General features: G+C 69.4%; 20 protein-coding genes and 2 riboswitches. Of the genes, 7 read left to right on the forward strand and 13 right to left on the reverse strand.

From position 1 onward, the window contains the following. Positions 1-94: 94 nt before the first annotated feature. From BST38_RS04865 to BST38_RS04880, 4 genes are read right to left on the reverse strand one after another with little or no spacing between them, the layout of a single operon-like run. Positions 95-847 (reverse strand): phosphoglyceromutase, encoded by a 753-nt coding sequence (locus BST38_RS04865; RefSeq protein WP_083142141.1) that lies wholly within the window; start codon positions 845-847, stop codon positions 95-97. Between the two features lie 24 nt (positions 848-871). Next, positions 872-1,393 carry a type III secretion system chaperone family protein gene (locus tag BST38_RS04870; RefSeq protein WP_083142143.1) on the reverse strand — a complete coding sequence of 174 codons (522 nt, stop codon included), beginning with the start codon at positions 1,391-1,393 and terminating at the stop codon, positions 872-874. Next, complete coding sequence (gene mshA / locus BST38_RS04875) at positions 1,390-2,700, reverse strand: D-inositol-3-phosphate glycosyltransferase (RefSeq protein ID WP_083142144.1); 1,311 nt, start codon at positions 2,698-2,700, stop codon at positions 1,390-1,392. The genes BST38_RS04870 and mshA overlap by 4 nt, the downstream gene beginning before the upstream one ends. Before the next feature lie 35 nt (positions 2,701-2,735). After that, complete coding sequence (locus BST38_RS04880) at positions 2,736-4,049, reverse strand: ROK family transcriptional regulator (RefSeq protein WP_110781506.1); 1,314 nt, start codon at positions 4,047-4,049, stop codon at positions 2,736-2,738. Between the two features lie 223 nt (positions 4,050-4,272). Between BST38_RS04880 and BST38_RS04885 the strand changes: the two genes are divergently transcribed. Continuing rightward, a complete protein-coding gene (locus tag BST38_RS04885) occupies positions 4,273-5,031 on the forward strand; it encodes an SDR family oxidoreductase (RefSeq protein ID WP_083142145.1) in 759 nt (252 codons plus the stop codon). Between the two features lie 85 nt (positions 5,032-5,116). On the opposite strand, the gene BST38_RS04890 is transcribed toward BST38_RS04885, so the two are convergent. Beyond that, on the reverse strand, positions 5,117-6,421 hold the full coding sequence (locus BST38_RS04890) for a L,D-transpeptidase (RefSeq protein ID WP_083142146.1): 1,305 nt from the start codon (positions 6,419-6,421) through the stop codon (positions 5,117-5,119). Positions 6,422-6,436: 15 nt separating this feature from the next. Next, complete coding sequence (locus tag BST38_RS04895) at positions 6,437-7,486, reverse strand: UDP-N-acetylmuramate dehydrogenase (RefSeq protein ID WP_083142147.1); 1,050 nt, start codon at positions 7,484-7,486, stop codon at positions 6,437-6,439. A 26-nt stretch (positions 7,487-7,512) separates the two neighbouring features. Here BST38_RS04895 and BST38_RS04900 point away from each other — a divergent pair, with 26 nt between their 5' ends. Further along, on the forward strand, positions 7,513-8,034 hold the full coding sequence (locus BST38_RS04900) for a DUF2505 domain-containing protein (RefSeq protein WP_083142148.1): 522 nt from the start codon (positions 7,513-7,515) through the stop codon (positions 8,032-8,034). Positions 8,035-8,055: 21 nt separating this feature from the next. After that, positions 8,056-8,838 (forward strand): SAM-dependent methyltransferase, encoded by a 783-nt coding sequence (locus BST38_RS04905; protein ID WP_083142149.1) that lies wholly within the window; start codon positions 8,056-8,058, stop codon positions 8,836-8,838. Here BST38_RS04905 and BST38_RS04910 read toward each other — a convergent pair. After that, complete coding sequence (locus tag BST38_RS04910; RefSeq protein WP_083142150.1) at positions 8,831-10,372, reverse strand: high affinity choline transporter 1; 1,542 nt, start codon at positions 10,370-10,372, stop codon at positions 8,831-8,833. The genes BST38_RS04905 and BST38_RS04910 overlap by 8 nt on opposite strands. A gap of 23 nt (positions 10,373-10,395) precedes the next feature. Continuing rightward, positions 10,396-10,514: riboswitch (guanidine-I (ykkC/yxkD leader) on the reverse strand. Positions 10,515-10,632: 118 nt separating this feature from the next. Further along, positions 10,633-10,701, forward strand: a riboswitch (guanidine-III (ykkC-III) riboswitch). A gap of 10 nt (positions 10,702-10,711) precedes the next feature. Between BST38_RS04910 and BST38_RS04915 the strand changes: the two genes are divergently transcribed. From BST38_RS04915 to BST38_RS04925, 3 genes are read left to right on the forward strand one after another with little or no spacing between them, the layout of a single operon-like run. Further along, positions 10,712-11,860, forward strand: coding sequence for an agmatinase family protein (locus BST38_RS04915; RefSeq protein ID WP_083142151.1), 1,149 nt, complete (start codon positions 10,712-10,714; stop codon positions 11,858-11,860). Positions 11,861-11,886: 26 nt separating this feature from the next. Beyond that, a complete protein-coding gene (locus BST38_RS04920) occupies positions 11,887-12,714 on the forward strand; it encodes a carbon-nitrogen hydrolase family protein (RefSeq protein WP_181792101.1) in 828 nt (275 codons plus the stop codon). Beyond that, on the forward strand, positions 12,711-13,565 hold the full coding sequence (locus BST38_RS04925; protein WP_083142153.1) for an LmeA family phospholipid-binding protein: 855 nt from the start codon (positions 12,711-12,713) through the stop codon (positions 13,563-13,565). The genes BST38_RS04920 and BST38_RS04925 overlap by 4 nt, the downstream gene beginning before the upstream one ends. Here the strand turns inward: BST38_RS04925 and deoC are convergent. From deoC to BST38_RS04955, 6 genes are all read right to left on the reverse strand, one after another. Beyond that, positions 13,562-14,239, reverse strand: coding sequence for a deoxyribose-phosphate aldolase (deoC, locus tag BST38_RS04930; RefSeq protein ID WP_083142154.1), 678 nt, complete (start codon positions 14,237-14,239; stop codon positions 13,562-13,564). The genes BST38_RS04925 and deoC overlap by 4 nt on opposite strands. Continuing rightward, on the reverse strand, positions 14,239-14,649 hold the full coding sequence (locus tag BST38_RS04935; protein ID WP_083142155.1) for a DUF2599 domain-containing protein: 411 nt from the start codon (positions 14,647-14,649) through the stop codon (positions 14,239-14,241). Before BST38_RS04935 ends, deoC begins: the two co-directional genes overlap by 1 nt. Further along, on the reverse strand, positions 14,649-14,930 hold the full coding sequence (locus tag BST38_RS04940) for a DUF2516 family protein (RefSeq protein ID WP_083142156.1): 282 nt from the start codon (positions 14,928-14,930) through the stop codon (positions 14,649-14,651). Before BST38_RS04940 ends, BST38_RS04935 begins: the two co-directional genes overlap by 1 nt. A 60-nt stretch (positions 14,931-14,990) precedes the next feature. Further along, the gene (locus BST38_RS04945) at positions 14,991-15,653 is read right to left on the reverse strand and encodes a heparin-binding hemagglutinin (RefSeq protein WP_083142157.1); all 663 of its coding nucleotides are present in this window, start codon (positions 15,651-15,653) and stop codon (positions 14,991-14,993) included. Beyond that, entirely contained in the window at positions 15,646-16,173 is a 528-nt protein-coding gene (locus BST38_RS04950) for a helix-turn-helix domain-containing protein (RefSeq protein ID WP_083142158.1), read from the reverse strand. Before BST38_RS04950 ends, BST38_RS04945 begins: the two co-directional genes overlap by 8 nt. Before the next feature lie 93 nt (positions 16,174-16,266). Further along, positions 16,267-17,595: a DUF445 domain-containing protein gene (locus BST38_RS04955; protein ID WP_083142159.1), complete on the reverse strand. Its 1,329-nt coding sequence runs from the start codon at positions 17,593-17,595 to the stop codon at positions 16,267-16,269. 107 nt (positions 17,596-17,702) lie between these two features. On the opposite strand from BST38_RS04955, the gene BST38_RS04960 reads away from it, so the two are divergent. Beyond that, complete coding sequence (locus BST38_RS04960; protein ID WP_083142160.1) at positions 17,703-18,407, forward strand: TetR/AcrR family transcriptional regulator; 705 nt, start codon at positions 17,703-17,705, stop codon at positions 18,405-18,407. Positions 18,408-18,411: the final 4 nt, after the last annotated feature.

Here is an 18,411-nt window from a genome sequence, read left to right on the forward strand (position 1 = left end):
ACAAGTCACAGACGCTGAGACGGAAATTTCAGCCAGGGTCTCCGAGTTGTCCCCGCGTGTTCACCCGCCGTTTCCCGGATGCGTGAACCAGGGCCTACTTGGCGCCCTGCGCGGCCACCGCGGCCGCTCCGGCCGCCGCGGCGTCGGGGTCGAGGTAGCTGCCGCCGGCGACCGTGGGCTTGAGGTTCTCGTCCAGGTCGTAGCGCAGCGGGATCCCGGTGGGGATGTTCAGGCCGACGACGTCCTCGTCGGACATCCCGTCCAGGTACTTCACCAGTGCCCGCAGCGAATTGCCGTGCGCGGCGATCAGCACGGTCTTGCCCGCCTTCAGGTCGGGAACGATGACTTCGGTGAAGTAAGGGACGAACCGCTCGACGACGTCTTTGAGGCATTCGGTCAGCGGGGCGCCGCCGGGGATGTCGGCGTAGCGGGGATCCTGGTCCTGGCTGAACTCCGAGCCGGCCTCGATCGGCGGCGGCGGGGTGTCGTAGCTGCGCCGCCACGCCATGAACTGTTCGTCACCGTATTTGGCCTTCGTCTCGGCCTTGTTCAGGCCCTGCAGCGCGCCGTAGTGGCGCTCGTTGAGGCGCCAGTCCCGGTGCACCGGAATCCAGTGCCGGTCGGCCTTGTCGAGCGCGATGTTGGCGGTGGTGATCGCGCGCCGCAGCAGCGACGTGTAGAGCACGTCGGGCAGCTTGTCCTGTTCGGCGATCAGTTCGCCGGCGCGGGCGGCCTCGCCCCTGCCCTTGTCGGTGAGGTCGACGTCGACCCAGCCGGTGAACAGGTTCAGCGCGTTCCACTCACTTTCGCCGTGGCGGAGCAGGATCAGCGTCGCGGTATCTGCCATAAGGTGATCTTCTCACGACACGGTTCAGTCGTCGTCAAGGTCTTCGCTGATGAGATGCTCGAAGGCCTGCAGGTTCTTCAGCGATTCGCCGCGCGAGACCCGCCACTCCCATTCCTTCTGGATGGAGGTGCGAAAGCCCAACTCCAGCAAGGTGTTGAAGTCGGAGTTGACCGCCTCCAGGACCTGCCCGAGCACCCGGTCGATCTCCTCGGGGGTCACCGAGGCCAGCGCCATCCGGCCGACGAGGTAGATGTCGCCGACGTTGTCGAGGGTGTAGGCGACGCCGTAGAGCCTGCGGTTGCGCTTGAGCAGGAACCGGTAGACGCCCTCGTGGTTCTCGTCGGGTCTGCGGCACACGAACGCCTCCACGCGCACCGAGTGCTCGCCGATCGACAGGATCGTGTTGGTCTTGAGCCTGCGCTCCCCCGGCAGCGCCACCACCAGGCCGGGCAGCCCACCGGCGGCACCCTCGTGGAAGGCGTATTCGAGGTCGTTGTCCTTCAGTGTCCGCTCGATGAGGTCCCGCACGGCGTCGGCGGTGCTCATGCGCGGACTCCCCGCCGCATGCTGAACCGGCGTCCGTTGCGCCGGGCCGAGAACTGATGCCGGGCGCGGTAGTCGGCGATGGCGTGGCCGTAACTGCCCAGCAGCGCGTCGACGGTGTGCGACCAGGAGAACGTCGCGGCGTGCTCGATCGCGGCGCGGCGCAGCGCGTCGGGGTCGGCGGCGAGCACCTCTGCCAGCGTCGTCGCCCACGCCGCGGGCTCGTGCCCGTCGACCAGGGCGCCGCTCACCCCGTCGCGCACGGCCACCGGCAGTCCGCCCACCGCGGCGGCGACCACCGGGGTCCCGCACGCCTGGGCCTCGACCGCGACAAGGCCGAAGGATTCCGAGTGGCTGGGAACCGCGACGATGTCGGCGGCCCGGTAGACGCGCACCAGGTCGGCGCGCGATTGCGGGGGCAGGAACGTCACCCGATCGGCGATACCCAACTCGGAAGCCAGGCGAACCAGGTTGTCCGGGGTCGCCAGCCCGGACCCGGACGGGCCACCGGCGATCACGACCTGGACGTCGGGCAGCAGCGCGGCGGCGCGCAGCAGCACGTCGGGGGCCTTCAGCGGCTGGATGCGTCCCACGAACGCGACGATCTTGGCGTCGGGGTCAAGCCCGAGCGCCGCCCGCGCATCGGTCCGGTCGCCGGGGGTGAAGGTGGCCAGGTCGACGCCGGGATGCACGACGTCGATGCGGGCGGGATCGGCCCGATGAAGTGAAACCAGTTGTCGGGCTTCGTGTTCGGTGTTGACGATGAGCCGGTCGGCCTCGTCGACCACCTGCTGCTCGCCGATCGCGCGCATCGGCGGCTCGGGGGCGTCCCCGGTGGCCAGCGACGCGTTCTTGACCGCGGCCAGCGTGTGGGCGGTGTGCACCAGCGGGACCGCCCACCGGTCGGCGGCCAGCCAGCCGACCTGTCCGGACAGCCAGTAGTGCGAGTGCACGATGTCGTAGTAGCCGGGTTCATGGGTGGCCTCGGCGCGCAGCACGCCGGCGGTGAACGCGCACAGCTGAGTCGGCAGGTCGTTCTTGTCGAGGCCTTCGAAGGGGCCGGCGACGACGTTGCGGACCAGCACGCCGGGGGCCACCGGGACCACCGGATCGTCGCCCGAGGAGGTGGCCCTGGTGAAGATCTCCACCTCGACGCCGCGGCTGGCCAGCTCCAGGGAGGTTTGCAGCACGTAGACGTTCATCCCGCCGGCGTCCCCGGTGCCCGGCTGGGCCAGCGGAGACGTGTGCACGGATAACACCGCCACCCGCCGCGGTTGGGGCAGTCCGGCCGGATCGGTTGCTAGGCGCACAAGTTATGTCTACACCGCCGCCGTCGGCGCCAAACTCAGGCGCTGACTTCGGGCCTGCGGGACTGGGCCCGACGCATCGCGGCGATCGGATCGGCGTAGATGCCGCCGAGGGACACGATGCCGGCGCCGGCCTCCTGGACACGGTTCCCGAACGCGGTCACCCGGATGTCGCGGTGGCCGAGCACGGACCGCTCGGCGAACGCCGCCTCGACGGCGCTCATCCCCTCGGGATACTCGGTGAAGGCCTGACCGCCGACCACGAGATCGTCGGGGTTGAGCATGTCGCGCAGCAACGCGACAGCCTCGCCGAGCACCCGTGCGCGTTCGGTGACCAGCGCGACCGCCTGCGCGTTGCCCTGCTTGGCGGCGCGCAGCACCGCGGTCACTGTCGAGGCCGGTCCGTCGGCCGGCACGATGTGCGCCTCGCGCGCGGCGGTCAGCACCGCTTCGTCGCTGACGGTGGACTCCAGTCGCCCTGTGCCGCCGAGCAATTCGGAGTACGCCGGCAGCGCGGCGATGGTCCCGGGACCGCTCGTCGGGGAATGCACCCGGCCGCCGATCGACAGCGCGTAGCCGACGGTCTCACGGGCGTAGACGTACAAGCTGGTGGCGGACTTGGCGGGCTGGCGGCGCATACCCAGCAGCAGTTCGGCGCCGGCCATCGCGTCGACGTGCGAGGCCACCGACACCGGGAGTCCGAGGGAATCGGCGAGCACCGGGCCGACGGGGGCGTCGACCCAGCCCAGCCGCGGGTGGTCGAGGTAGCCGGTGACGCTGTCCACCACGCCGCCGGTGGCCACGCCGACCCACAGCGGGCGGCGACGGTGCCAGCGGCTCAGATAGCGGCGGGCGCTGCCGGCGATGGCGGCCAGCGCGGCCGCCTGGGGTCCGCGCGGGGTCGGGGTCTCGACGACGTCGAGGGTGCGGCCGAACAGGTCGGCGGCGACGATGCTGGTGGTCCGGGCGCCGATGTGGACGCCGAGGGTCAGGAACGGTTCGTGGTTGACCTCGACCGGAACGCGCGGCCTGCCGATGGCCCCCGAGACGGCGAGGTCGGCACGCTCACGCAGCAGTCCGGCATCCAGCAGGGCGGTGACCTGGCGGTTCACCGTCGCGATGCTCAGGCCGGTGACCTGCGCGATCACGTCTCGTGCGATCGGCCCGCGCTGCCGGGCGGCGGCGAACACCGATGCGGCGGCGGCCTCCGGCAGGCACAGCGACGGCGCGACGATCTGGTGCAGCAGCGCCTGGGGCCGACGAGCGCCGGCGGCCGTGCCGCGGACCGGGGTCGCGCGCTTGACGGCGGCGGCGCGGGTGCGGGGGGCGAGGGTGGTGGCGGAGGTGCTCATGGATCAGTCCTTCGGTGAAGTCGGTCGGTGGGCTCGTGCCACACCTGGCGACTCAGCGGGACTGGATCAGTCCGGGCGCAGTCAGGCGCGGCGGGGTGCGCAACAACAACACGCACGCCGCGCGGCAGCGAGAACTGCCTGACTATTCCGGTACACGCGGTCAAGTTAACACGACTACTCGCGGTTTCGCGACGCCTTGTTTTCGGGGCCTAGGCTTGGGGCCATGACGACGCCCTCAGATACCCGCCGCGTCGCAGTGGTCACCGGAGCCAGTGCCGGAATCGGTGAAGCCACTGCGAGAACCCTTGCCGCCCAAGGCTTTCACGTGATCTGCGTGGCCCGGCGAGAGGGCCCCATCAAGGCGCTGGCCGCCGAGATCGACGGCACCGCGATTGTGGCGGACGTCACTGATCCGACGGCCGTGGCGGCGCTCGCCGGGCGGCTGGACCGCGTCGACGTGCTCGTCAACAACGCCGGGGGTGCCCGCGGACTGGAGTCGATCGCCGACGCCGACGTCGAGCACTGGCGCTGGATGTGGGAGGCCAACGTGCTGGGCACGCTGCATGTCACCCGGGCGCTGCTACCCAAGCTGATCGAATCCGGGGACGGCCTGATCGTCACGATCACCTCGATCGCCGCGGTGGAGATCTACGACAACGGCGGCGGCTACACCTCGGCCAAGCACGCGCAGGGCGTGCTGCACCGCACGCTGCGCAGCGAGCTGCTCGGAAAACCGGTGCGGCTCACCGAGATCGCGCCCGGCATGGTGAAGACGGAATTCTCGCTGAACCGTTTCGAGGGCGACGCCGAGCGCGCCGAGAAGGTGTACGAGGGCGTCACCCCGCTGGTGGCCGAGGACATCGCCGAGGTGGTCGGGTTCGTCGCGAGCCGCCCGCCGCACGTCGACCTGGACCTGATCGTGGTCCGGCCGCGTGATCAGGTCAGCGGCGCGAGCGGATCGCGCTTCAACCGGCAGAGCTGACCGTTCGGCCCGCCGGGCCCCCTCGAGAGTGCGGTGAGAGCGCCGTCGCGGCGGACGACGCGATCTGTGCGCACTCTCGGCGCCGCTAGCCGCCGGGGCGGCCGGCGCCCGCCGGCTGCGGGGCCCCGGACGGGGTCGCCGGCGCCGAGGCGGGGATCTCGTCGGGTTTGTCCGCAGACGACAGCGCCGACATCGCCTGCCATTCCTCCCACGGCACGGCCCAGTCCCAGATGTCGCCGTCGGCGTAGGAGAGCTGGATCCGGGTGCCCGTCACCTCCACCGGATCGCCGTAGATCGCGGTGTTGAAGTACTGCTCGGCGTCCTCCAGGGACAGATTGATGCAGCCGTTGGTGACGTTGCTGTTGCCCTGCGCGCCCGAGCTGGCCGGGTTGGCGTGGATGAACTCGCCGTTGTTGGAGATCCGGACCGCGAACCGCTCCCGCACGTTCGCGTACCCGGCGGCGGGGTTGGTCATGTAGAAGTCCTCGTACTTCTCGGTGACCACGTGCACGCCGCTGCGGGTGACGTTGCGGTCCAGATCGCCCTCGCCGTAGCTGCACGGGAAGTCCATGATCACCCCGGCGTCGGTGATGACCTGGATGCGGTGCGACGACGCCTCGGCCTTGACCACCTGGAAGCGGCCGATGGTGAAATCGAGGGTGGAGTCCGCGGCGCCGTACATGCCGTCGCCGAACGGCACGCCGTACAGATCGGCGTCCACATGCACGGTGGCGCCGGCCGGGTAGTACTCCTTGGTCCGCCAGTGCATCCGCGAGCCGCCCGCCTCGTCGGGCAGCCACGCCCAACTGCCCTCGACCGCGGGAGTGGTGGTGACTTTGACGGCCTTCTCCACCTCAGCGCGGTCGGCGTCGGCGATCGCGGCGTCGAACTGCAGGATGATGGGGGCGGCGACGCCGACGGTCTGCCCGTCGGCGAGCTGGAACCGGCCGTTGACCTCGGTGGCCGGGGCGACCGTCGTGAACGACCCGGACAGCGGCACCGCCTTACCGTCCTCGCCGACCGCCGAACCCGACCACTCGTAGGTGTTGCCGTAGCCCAGCGACTCGGTCACCGTGAACGTGGTGCGCTCCTTGTTCAGCGAGCCCGCGACCACCTTCCCGCTGCTCGCGTTGGCCAGCGACACCTTCTGGAACCAGCCGTCCTCGACTTTCACCGCGACGGTGTCCTTGGGGGAGACGTCGGTGGCGTCCGCGACGGGTTCGTAGCTGACTGTGGGAGCCTTCGGTGTGTCGCCGGACGAGCCGTCCGGGGACGGCGTTCCGTCGTTCGACATACAGGCTGCCAGCGTCGCCGGCGCCACGACACCGACCGCAAACGCGGTGAGAGCTCGCCGTCTGGTGATCGACGGCAGCGGGTCTGCGGGGTTCACGTAGACCCAGGGTACTTACAGCACGCACCCGACCAGAACCGGTTCGGGTGTGAGTTCGATCCCGAAGGCGGCCCTGACACCGTCGCGCACCGTCCTGGCCAGGGCCAACACATCGGCGGTGGTCGCCGCACCGCGGTTGGTCAGCGCCAGCGCATGCTTGGTCGACAGCCGGGCGGGCGCCGCGTCACCGGGGTATCCCTTGCCGAATCCGGCCCGCTCGACCAGCCATCCGGCAGCAAGCTTGACCCCGGCGTCGGCCGGGTAATTCGGCACCGGGGCGTCGACGGACGCCGCGATCCGCTCGAAGTCGGCGCGGGACACGACGGGGTTGGTGAAGAACGAGCCGACGCTCCACGTGTCGTGGTCGGCCGCGTCGAGCACCATGCCCTTGCGGGCGCGCAGCTCCAGTACCGCGGCCCGCACCCGGTGCGGGTCGGCGCGCTCCCCCGGTCCGGCGGCCAGCGCGGTGGCCAGCTCGCCGTAGCGCAGCGGCGCGCTGCGCCCGGCGGCGTCCAGCCCGAACTCGACCTCCAGCACCACCCACTCCGACGCGTGCTTGAGAATGCTTGTCCGATACCCGAATTCGAGAAAATCGGGCGATACCCAGCGGTCCTCGCCGGTGGTCCGGTCCAGCAGCCGGACCCGGCGGATGGTGTCGGCGACCTCGGCGCCGTACGCACCGACGTTCTGTACCGGGGTCGCGCCCGCGGAACCGGGGATGCCCGACAGGCACTCCAGCCCGCCCAGCCCGTGCGCCAATGCGGCGGCGACGACGTCGTCCCACACCGCCCCGGCCTCGGCGCGCAGCACGTCACCGTCGACGGTGATCGCGGCGTTCGCCAGCCGGATCACGGTCAGGTCCGTCATGTCGTCGGCGAGCACCACGTTGGATCCGCCGGCCAGGATCAGCGCGTCCGGTCCGGTGGCGCCGACAGCGGCGACGACCTGCTCGGTCGTCTCCGCGGTGACGAGGCGGCGGGCCACCGGTCCGACCCGCAGCGTGGTCAGCGGCGCCAGCGGCACGTTCTCGGCGAACGGCACACCGCCGAACAACGAAGGGGCCACGGCCGGTAACGGTAGCGTGGCCAGCTATGCCGCGTTCATTCGACATGGCCACGGACTACGGGGGCACCGTCGAGCAGGTGCACCGGGCGCTCGGCGACGAGCGGTACTGGCTGGTGCGTCTGCAGGATTCCGGCGCCGACCACGCCACCCTCGACGAGCTGACCATCGACGCCGACGGCGGGATCCGGGTCAGAACCACCCAGACCCTGCGCGCCGACCGGCTGCCCGGGGTGGTCACGCAGTTCCACCGGGGCGATCTGAGCTTCGTGCGCGAGGAGATCTGGACACCGATCAGCAACCGGCGTTCGGGGGCGACGGTGCGCGGATCGATCCCGGGGGCGCCCGCGTCGCTGAGCGGGGACGCGACGTTGTCGTCGGTGGCCGACGACGAGGGCGCTCTGGTGTCCCGGCTGGCCCTGCGGGCCACCGTGGAGGTGCGGGTGCCACTGGTCGGCGGCAAGATCGAGAACTTCATCGGCAGCCAGCTGGTGGACCTGATGGTCGCCGAACAGCGTTTCACCACGGAGTGGATCACCGAGAACGGCTGAGCAGGCCCTTACCATCGAGCCATGGCCCCGCTCGGACAGGTGACCCGGGGCACCACGGGCCACAATCGGCTGCGGCGCAGCGACCGCTGGCTGGTGCACTCGTCGCGGGTGCGCACCGCGCTGCAGACCGCCGCCGATCCGCTGGTCGTCGATCTCGGCTACGGCGCCAAACCGGTGACGACGTTGGAGCTCGCGATCCGGCTGCGGGCGGTCCGCCGCGACGTGCGGGTGGTCGGGCTGGAGATCGAACCCGAACGGGTGCGCGCCGGGCAGGCCGCCGCCCAACCCGGCGTCGAATTCGCGCTCGGCGGCTTCGAATTGGCGGGCCACCGGCCGATCCTGGTGCGCGCCTTCAACGTGCTGCGCCAGTACCCGGTCGAGGAGGTCGCCGGGGCCTGGGACGCGATGCGCGGCCGGATCGCGCCCGGCGGATTGATCGTCGACGGCACGTGCGACGAACTGGGCCGGCTGTGCTGCTGGGTGCTGCTGGACGCGGACTCCCCCGTCAGCCTGACGCTGGCGTGCGACCCGTTCGCGATCGAACGGCCCTCCGACCTCGCCGAACGGCTGCCGAAGGTGCTGATCCATCTCAACGTCGAGGGGCAACCGATCCACACCCTGCTGCGTGCCGCCGACCGCGCGTGGGTCAGCGTCGCCGGCCACGGTGTCTTCGGCCCGCGGATCCGGTGGCGCGCGATGCTCGATCTCCTTGTCAACGAAGGCTTTCCGATCGAGACCCCACGGCGCAGCCTGCGCGACGGCGTCCTCACGGTGCCGTGGGACGCCGTCGCACCGGTCAGCTAGCCTCGGCGGGCACCTTCGCCGCGACCGGCTCGCCGGTCTTCTCCAGCTGATCGGCCGCATCGAGGATGTCGTCGAGATCGTCGGCGACCTGCAGGTCGAGCCCGCGCAGCGCCGCCGGCGGGGTGGCCAGCGCCACCGCGACGTAGGTCAGCAGGCCCGCGGCGAACGCGATGAACGTCGGCCATCCGTCGAACGACGCGTCGATCAGGCTGTTCGGGATGTACAGAATGGTGTTCTCGACGCCGAACATCGTCGGTGTCATCACGAAAAGCCCGATCCGGACCACGAATCCGACCGCGATCGCGGCGACCGCGGCAGTCGTCGTCCCGCGTCGCCACACCAACCCGAGGATGAACGGCACGATCAGGCACGCCAACATCAGGTCGAACGCCAGCGTGAGCAGGATGCCGGTCTGCTGGACGTAGATCGCGAACACGATCGAGAACAACGTCATCGGCACCATCGCGACACGGGTGGCCCGCAGCAGCGGATCCCGCCGGCCGGGCACGTGCACCCGGCGCACCCCGCCGAGGTTGCGCACGCACACGTTGGAGATCGCCAGGATCGCGCCGTTGGCCGTCGACATCGACGCACCGACCAGCCCGCACAGCACCAGCACCGTCAACCCGACGGGGGCGTAATCGTTGAGCAATACGAACAGCACGGGTCCGTCGAGCTCCTCGGGCAGGAACGAGTGCGCGGCGAGCACGACGAGCCCGAACGGGATGCAGATCGCCACGGTTCCGGTCGCCGCGGTGAAGCACGCGCGCCGCGCCGCCTCGGGCGACTTCGCGGAGAACACCCGGGCCATGAAGTCGATCGCGACGATGTCGCCGATGCCGAGCGCGATCAGCGTCGCCCAGTTGATCACCGCACCCTGCGCCGGGTCGCTGAGCTGGCCGAGCGCGAAAGGCCCTGTGCCCTCGGCGATGTCGAGGCCGTGGGTGCTCGTCATCCAGAAGAACAACCCGATCGCGCCGACCAGGATCAGCGACATCTGGATGATCGCGGTGTACGCGTCGGCGATCAGCCCGCCGGTGCCGGTGTAGGCCACCGCGATCGCCGCGATCAGCACCACTCCCAGCCAGTACGGCATCCCGAGGAAGTAGTTGAACAGCAACCCACCGGCCACCAGGTTGCCGGCCACCAGCATGCAGAACGCGACGGCCAGCAGCACCGACGCGCCGACCTCGACCGAGCGGCCGAACCGCAGCCGGTAGTAGTCCGGGAACGACGTCAGACCCATCCGGTTCATCGGTTTGGCGAAGAAGATCCCGGTGATGGTCAGGCACAGCGCCAGCCCCAGCGGCAGGCACGCGCCGGCCCAGAAGCCGAATTCGAAGGCCAGATCGGTGTTTCCGAGGGTGGCGTTGGTGTCGACGGCCGCGCCCATCAGCGCGCCACCGACCAGCCAGAACGGCAGCATCCGGCCGCCGACGAGGAAATTGGAGCTGTCGCCTTCGATCCGTTTGGACACGTAGAAACCGACGGCGACGACTATGGCGATGCTGATCGCCACGCCCACAAGAATCATTGGAGTCTCCCAACCACGCTGGAGTCTCCCGGGCTTTTGTCCCGCCGTGGAACGGTCATGCGTCGGTGCCGGCCGCCTGCGTCTCTCGGACCAGACCCGGCCGTCAACGAGTACGGCCGGCGGAACCCTAGACGCGCCCCACATGCACATGTGAGTCCACGTCAGGAAAAGCCCGGCGCATTACCTGCGTTAGCACGTCGCGTTAACGGTGTGTTTCCACTTCCGGTGGACAGGGATTCGCCGCTGTGCCAACAATTGTCGCAGGCGCTGTGCGATCCGGCGCCCCGGACGAGGTGCGTCGTACCCGGTCAGCGACAAGACGACGCTTTGGGAGCTCTCATGTCCGACTACCCAGACCCGTCGCTACCGAATGCCGAAGGCGCGTGGGCCCAGCAGGTCGAGGCCAATCTCGGCGACCGCCGGCTGCGGGAGGAGATCGACCGCGGCCTGACCTACGGCCTGGAGGCCGCGCCGACGATCAACGACCGCACCATCTCCACGTTCGTGCGCGGCGAGAAACCGCATTTCGCCGGCGAGCGCGGGACTTTCCTGAAGTGCCCGTTCATCGAGGACGTCAACGAGGTCGGCGACGCCGAGGTCGCGATCTTCGGTGTCCCGCTCGACGCCGGCGCCACCTACCGGCCCGGCACCCGGTTCGGCCCGCAGGGAATCCGGCGCTCCACCAACCTGTTCGGCACCTACAACTACGAATCCGGGGTCGATCTGCGCGAGCAGCTCAACATGGTCGACATCGGCGACGTGTTCACCATCCCGGGCAACCTGGAGAAGTCGTTCGACCAGATCAGCACCGCGATGGCGCATGTCGCGAGCAAGGGGGTCATGCCCATCGTGCTCGGTGGTGACCATTCGATCGGCTTCCCGACCATCCGCGGCCTGGCCCCCCACATGGACGGCAACATCGGCATCATCCACTTCGACCGCCACGTCGACACCCAGGAGACCGACCTCGACGAGCGGATGCACACCACGCCGTGGTTCCACGCCACCAACATCAAGAACGCGCCCGCGACCAACCTGGTGCAGATCGGCATCGGCGGCTGGCAGAGCCCCCGCGAAGGCGTCAAGGTGGGCCGCGAACGCAAATCGACGGTGATCACCGTCGGCGACGTCGAACGCGTCGGCATCGAGAAAATCGCGGAGACCGCGCTGGAGATCGCGTGGAAGGGCGCCAAGGCGGTGTACCTGTCGTTCGACATCGACGTGATCGACGCCGGCTTCGTCCCCGGCACCGGGTGGCCGGAGCCGGGCGGCCTGTTGCCCCGCGAGGCGCTGAACCTGGTCAAGATGATCTCCGAGCCCGGCCTGGCGGGCATCGAGGTGGTGGAGTGCTCGCCGCCCTACGACTGGGCCGAGCAGACCGCGCTGATGAGCTCGCGGGTGATCCTGGACAGCCTGGCCGCGCAGGTCCGCTCCGGAAAGCTCGGTAAGAAGGCCGCGAAGGCCGACCGGCCGGCCTGGGGGCCGTAACTAGGCTGGGTGCCATGCGTTCAGAGATGCGGGTCGCACTGGCCCAGATCCGCAGCGGTACCGACCCGCGGCACAACCTGGGCCTGGTCGACGAGTACACCCGGCGCGCGGCCGACGCGGGTGCGTCGCTGGTGCTGTTCCCCGAGGCGACGATGTGCCGGTTCGGGGTGCCGCTCGGCGAGGTCGCCGAACCGTTCGACGGTCCGTGGGCCACCGGGGTGCGCGACATCGCCGCGCGCGCCGGGGTGGTCGTCGTCGCCGGCATGTTCGTCCCGTCCGAGGACGGTCGCGCGTTCAACACGCTGCTGGCCACCGGCCCGGGGGTGGAGGCGCGCTACGACAAGATCCACCTCTACGACGCGTTCGGCTTCGTCGAATCCAAGACCGTCGCCCCCGGCCGGGAACCGGTCGTCATCTCCGTAGACACCGAGTCGGGCCCGGTCACCGTCGGCCTGACGCTCTGCTACGACATCCGCTTCCCGGAGTTGTACGTCGAGTTGGCCGAACACGGCGCCGAGGTGATCACCGCGCACGCCTCCTGGGGCACCGGGCCGGGCAAGCTCGACCAGTGGACGCTGCTGGCCCGGGCCCGGGCGATCGACACCAACAGTGTGGTCGCCGCGGTCGGGCAGGCCTACCCCGGCGACGAGATCGCCAAGCTCGGCCCCACCGGTGTGGGCGGCAGCCTGGTCGCCTCCGCGCTGGGTGACGTGCTGGCATCCGCGGGTGAGGACCCCGAGCTTCTGGTGTGCGATATCGACCTGGACGCGGCCCGCAAAGCCCGCGAGACCGTCGCGGTGATGCACAACCGCTCAGGTTGGGCTCATGCCGGTAAGGCAGAATCGCGGGCGTGACCGATCCCTGGGCCCGACCGCCGCAACAGCCAGGCCCCCCGCCGGGGCAGTTCCCGCCGGACCCGGGCCAGCCCGTCCCCGCCTCGCCGGAGGATTCCTCGCTGCCCGCCAAGCTCAAGCGGATCTTCAGCGACCCCGTCTCGGTGGTGCTCGTCGTCGTGATCGTGCTCGCGCTGGTGTTCGCGTGCCTGCTCGGCGGTGAGCTGTACGCGCGCAACCGCGCCGACACCATCGTCGCCGGCACCGTGGAGTGCGTGGTCCAAGACGATGCGACCGCGTCGTTCGGCGTGATGCCGCCGTTCCTGCTGCAGCACATGTCCGGCCACTACACCAACATCCGGATCGAGACCGCGGGCAACCAGGTCCGCGACGCCAAGGGCATGAAGGTCAACCTCGACATCAACGACGTGCGGCTGGAGGACTCCCCGACCTCCAGCGGTTCGATCGGCTCGCTGGTCGCCAACATCAGCTGGAGCACCGAGGGCATCAAGCAGACGATCCAGGGCGCCATTCCGCTCGTCGGCAGCTTCGTCACCGGCGTCACGACCAACGCCAGCGACGGCACCATCGAACTCGAAGGGGCGCTCGGCAGCATCACCGCCAAGCCCGAGGTCGTCAACGGTGGGCTGTCGCTGCAGGTGCAGCGCGTCACCGGGCTCGGGTTCACGCTGCCGCGTGAGGCGGTGCAGCCCGCGCTGGACGCGTTCACCTCCGAACTGACGCAGGACTACCCGATGGACATCAAGGCCGACTCCGTCGAGGTCACCGATTCCGGTGTGATCAGCCAGTTCTCGACGCGCAACGCGTCGATCCCGAAGGGCCAGCAGGACCCCTGCTTCGCGGGTCTCTAGACCCCGAAACCGTCGAGAACGGCGCGGGTGCCGGACAACCCGAGCCGGGTGGCACCCGCGTCGAGCATCGCGGTGGCCGCCTCGGCCGTGCGGATTCCGCCGCTGGCCTTGACGCCGAGCCGGCCCTCGACCGCGCCGGCCATCAGCTCCACCGCGCGCGGGGATGCCCCGCCGCTGGGGTGAAATCCGGTGGAGGTTTTGACGAAGTCGGCCCCGGCGTCCTCGGCGACCCGGCACACGTCGACCAGGATCGGCCAGCCGCTGAACTCCAGCAGCGCCGCCGATTCGACGATCACCTTGAGCACGGCCTCCGGCGCCGCGGCGCGCACCGCCGCGATATCGGCTCGTACCCGGTCGAGTTCGCCCGCCAGCGCGGCGCCGATGTCGATCACCATGTCGATCTCGGCCGCCCCCGCGGCGGCCGCGGCACGCGCCTCCTCGGCCTTGACCGCCGAAAGGTGCTTGCCGGACGGGAATCCGACGACCGACGCGGTCGTCGCGTCAGGGGCCAGGGACCGGACCGTCGGGACGAAGGTCGGGGACACACAGATCGCCTTCACCGCGAGTTCCTGCGCCTCGGCGACGAACGATGCGACGTCGGCCTCGGTGGCTTCGGGTTTGAGCAGGGTGTGATCGACGAGGGCCGCGACCTGAGCGCGGGTGTAGGACCCCATCAGAAGGGTTCTTCGGTGCCGCCCGGGTTGCACCGCTTGGCGACCATCTCCTCGTAGCTGACCTCGGGGCGCCACGGTTCGAGGTTCCAGCTGGTCTTACCGGGCTGGGCGAACTCGGCGAGGTTCCAGTGGCACAGGAACTGCTCCCACATCCCGGGGATCGCGGCGTCGGGTGAGAGCGTCAGGACCTCGTTCCACGCGGCCTGGGCCAGTGGCTGGGTGCCTGCGTGCCCGGAGGCCCGACGCGCGGCCGGGGTCGGGTAGACCCGCAGGCTCGACAGGTCGCCCCACTTGGCCCACGTGACGTGGTCGATGTAGGGCGGCGGGGTGTCGGCGGGGGCCGCCGCCGCCACGGGCGCGAGCAGGCCGGGAAGCGCGGCGGCGGCCAGCGCGATCGCAGCGATCCGCACTATCGTGACTTTCCTTGCACCTCAAGAATTTTGGGACGCACATCGACGAGGTACACCCCCGCCGCGACGGCGGCGATCGCCGTGCCGGTGATATCGAGCACCAATGCCAGCAGCAGACCGAGGCCGAGGATGACCAGCCAGACCGGCTTGGTCAGCTTGTCCACCGCGGTGTAGGCGTCCGGCCGCTGCATCGCCGCGTGTACGAGCGCGTAGATGATCGTGACCAGCACGACGATCTTCACGATGCCGAGGACGTAACCCGCAAGGATTTGGAGCTCCACGCTCCACAGCCTATGCGGGTTACGTCCTGTCGGTCTAACTTCCGCCCTGTGCGGCGGTGATTACTTCTGGGTGACCTTCTTGGCCGGCGCCTTCTTGGCGGGGGCCTTCTTGGCCGGAACCGTGGCCGAAGCCTTCGCGGCCGTGGCCGGGGTTGCGGCCTTCTTGGCCGGCGCCTTCTTGGCCGGGGCCTTCTCGGCGGCGGCCTTGACGGGGGCGGCGGCCTCTTCGGCCTTCTTCGGCAGCTCGACGCCGACCAGCTTGGCGGCACGCTCGCCGACCGCGCGGGTCTGCGAGGCGACGTTGCCCAGCGCCTCCTGGGTCAGCTCGACGGCCTGGTCGGTGTACTCCTCGACGCGGCTGGCGGCCTCTTCGAGAGCCGGCTGGTTGCGCAGGCGCTCCAGCGCGGCCTCGCCACGCTCGATCAGCTTGGTGTAGGTGGTCTGGGCGGCCTCGGCGTATCCCTCGGCGAACTTGCGCAGCTCGTCGGAGGTCAGCTTGTCGCGCAGGTCACCGAACTGGCTCGGCAGGTCTTCCTGCAGCTTGGCCACCCGGGCCCGGCTCTCCTCGACGCGGCTCTCGGCGTCGGTGCGGGCCTCGCCGGCGCGCTCGCGCAGCGTCGCGACGATCTCGTTGACACGCTCCAGCGCGAGGTCGGCAGCGCCCACAGCGGCGAGCAGCGGGGCCTTCAGGTCGTCGATGTCGAGATTCTTGGTCTCAGCCATGGTTCATTCCTTCCTTTTCAGGATCGAGTTCTGTGATGGATTGCGGAGTAGAGGGGATCTCTAGAGGGCTCTTGTCTTGTTCAGTTGCGGGCTCCTCATCTGCGTCACGCGTACCGGATGCGTCCACCCCGTCGTCCGCGGAGGCGGCCTCGTTCTGCTGGCAGAACGAGTTGTAGATGTCGAGCAGCACCTGCTTCTGCCGCTCGTTGATCGCCGTGTCGGTGACGATCGCGTCGCGAACGTGGTTGCTCTCACTCGGCTCGAGGATCCCGGCCTGGATGTAGAGCACCTCGGCCGAAACCCGCAACGCCTTGGCGATCTGGTTGAGCACATCTGCGGACGGCTTCCGCAGGCCGCGCTCGATCTGACTGAGGTACGGGTTGGACACGCCCGCCTTCTCGGCCAGCTGCCTCACCGACACCTGCGCAGCTTCGCGCTGGGAGCGGATGAACGAACCGATGTCCTGCGCGGCGTTGGACACGACAGCGGCAAGATTCTCATCCTGCGACGGCGGTGACATGCCTTGCTCCCTGTGTTGCGGTGGGTATCCGATTACCGACATCCACCACCGTACGACGGAGTGCTAACTTTTGCAAGCACCCGTTAGCGCAGGTCAGAACAGTAGCTGGGCTATCGAATAGATCACCAGGCCCGCCAGCGCGCCGACGACCGTGCCGTTGATCCGGATGAATTGCAGGTCACGGCCGACATGCAGTTCGATGCGCCGACTGGCCTCCTCGGCATCCCAGCGCTCGATCGTGTCGGTGATGATCGTCGTGATTTCCGCCCCGTATTGGGAGACCAGATGCTGGGCGCCGCGCACCACCCAGTTGTCCACCTTGTCGCGCAGATCGGCGTCGTCGCGCAGGGACTCCCCGATCCGCACGACGGTGTCGGCGATGCGGGTGCGCAGCGTCGAGGACGGGTCGTCGACGGACTCCAGGATGATCCGCTTGGCCGCGGTCCAGGCCGTCTCGGCGGCCCGGGTGACCTCGTCGCGGGCCATGATCTGCTCTTTGACGTTCTCGGCCTTCTGGATCGTCGCCGCGTCGTTCTGCAGGTCGTCGGCGAACTCGAACAGGAACCGTGTCGCGGAGCGGCGCAGCTCGTGATCGGGGTTGCGGCGCACCTTGTCGGTGAAGTCCATCAGTTCGCGGTGGATCCGTTCGCCCACCAGGTGGTCGACCCAGCGCGGCGACCACGTCGGCGAATCCCGTTCGATGACGCGCTCGATGATCTCGTCGGCGTCCAGGGACCATTGGAATGCGCGGTCGGCAAGCAGCTGCAGCAGCGCCTCCTGGCGCCCCTCGGCCAGCAGCGAGGTCAGCACCCGCCCGATCGGCGGCCCCCACTGCGGCTCGGCGATCCGTTTGACGATCATCCGGTCCAGCACCTGCTGGACGTCCTCGTCACGCAGCAACTCGACCAGCACCCGAAGCACCGTCGCGACCTCGGCGGCGACCCGTTCGGCATGCCGGCGATCGCACAGCCACTTGCCCACCCGGCTGGCGATGTCGGCGTCGCGCAGCTTGGTCTCGACGTTCTCCGCGGACAGGAAGTTCTCCCGCACGAAGCTGCTCAGACCCTCGCCGAGCTGGTCTTTCTTCCGTTTGATGATCGCGGTGTGCGGAATGGGGATGCCCAGCGGATGCTTGAACAACGCCGTCACCGCGAACCAGTCGGCCAGCGCGCCGACCATCCCGGCCTCGGCGGCCGCGCGGACGTAGCCGACCCAGGACGGGGCGCCCTGGGACTGCCACCAGGTGCAGAACAGGAAGACGACGGTCGCGCCGAGTAAGAAGCTCAGCGCGACCAGCTTCATGCGCCGTAGTCCGCGCCGTCGCTCCGCGTCCGCCGCGGAGTCGGCGCCCGCGAGCTTCTCGGCGAAACTCCGGCGCACCGGGGCGGTCGCCGCGCCGGCGACCTCGGGTCGGTGTGCCACACCTACATCATCCACGCGTGCTGGAGTACCCGTCTGCGCCGCGGTCCGGCCCAGGTCCGATCACCGCCGTATTATCGTCACGGACTTAGGGAACGGACTGCGCGAACGTGGCACAACAATCCCCGCCCGTGGCGGTCAAGACGGATGGACGGAAACGGCGCTGGCACCAGCACAAGGTCGAGCGCCGTAACGAGTTGGTGGACGGCACACTCGATGCCATCCGTCGGCTCGGCAGTAACGTCAGCATGGATGAGATCGCCGCCGAGATCGGTGTCTCCAAGACCGTTCTGTACCGCTACTTCGTCGACAAGAACGACCTCACCACCGCGGTGATGATGCGCTTCGCGCAGACCACGCTGATCCCGAACATGGCTGCGGCGCTGTCGTCGAATCTCGACGGCTACGAGCTGACCCGCGAGGTCATCCGCGTCTACGTGGAGACGGTGGCCAATGAGCCCGAGCCGTACCGGTTCGTGATGGCCAACAACTCCGCCAGCAAGAGCAAGGCGGTGGCCGACTCGGAGGCCATCATCGCGCGCATGCTCGCGGTGATGCTGCGCCGCCGGATGCTGTCGGTGGGGATGGACGCCTCCGGCGCCGAACCGTGGGCGTTCCACACCGTCGGTGGCGTCCAGCTGGCGACGCACTCCTGGATGTCGAACCCCAGGATGACCGCCGACGAGCTGATCGACTACCTGGCGATGCTGTCGTGGAGCGCGCTGTGCGGCATCGTCGAGGTGAACGGATCGCTGGAAACGTTCCGCAACAGTCCGCATCCGTCCCCGGCGCTGCCCTCGCAGCTGCTTGACTAGGCGG

Origin of the sequence: Mycolicibacterium parafortuitum (assembly GCF_002086815.1) — a bacterium.
Lineage (GTDB): Bacteria > Actinomycetota > Actinomycetes > Mycobacteriales > Mycobacteriaceae > Mycobacterium > Mycobacterium parafortuitum.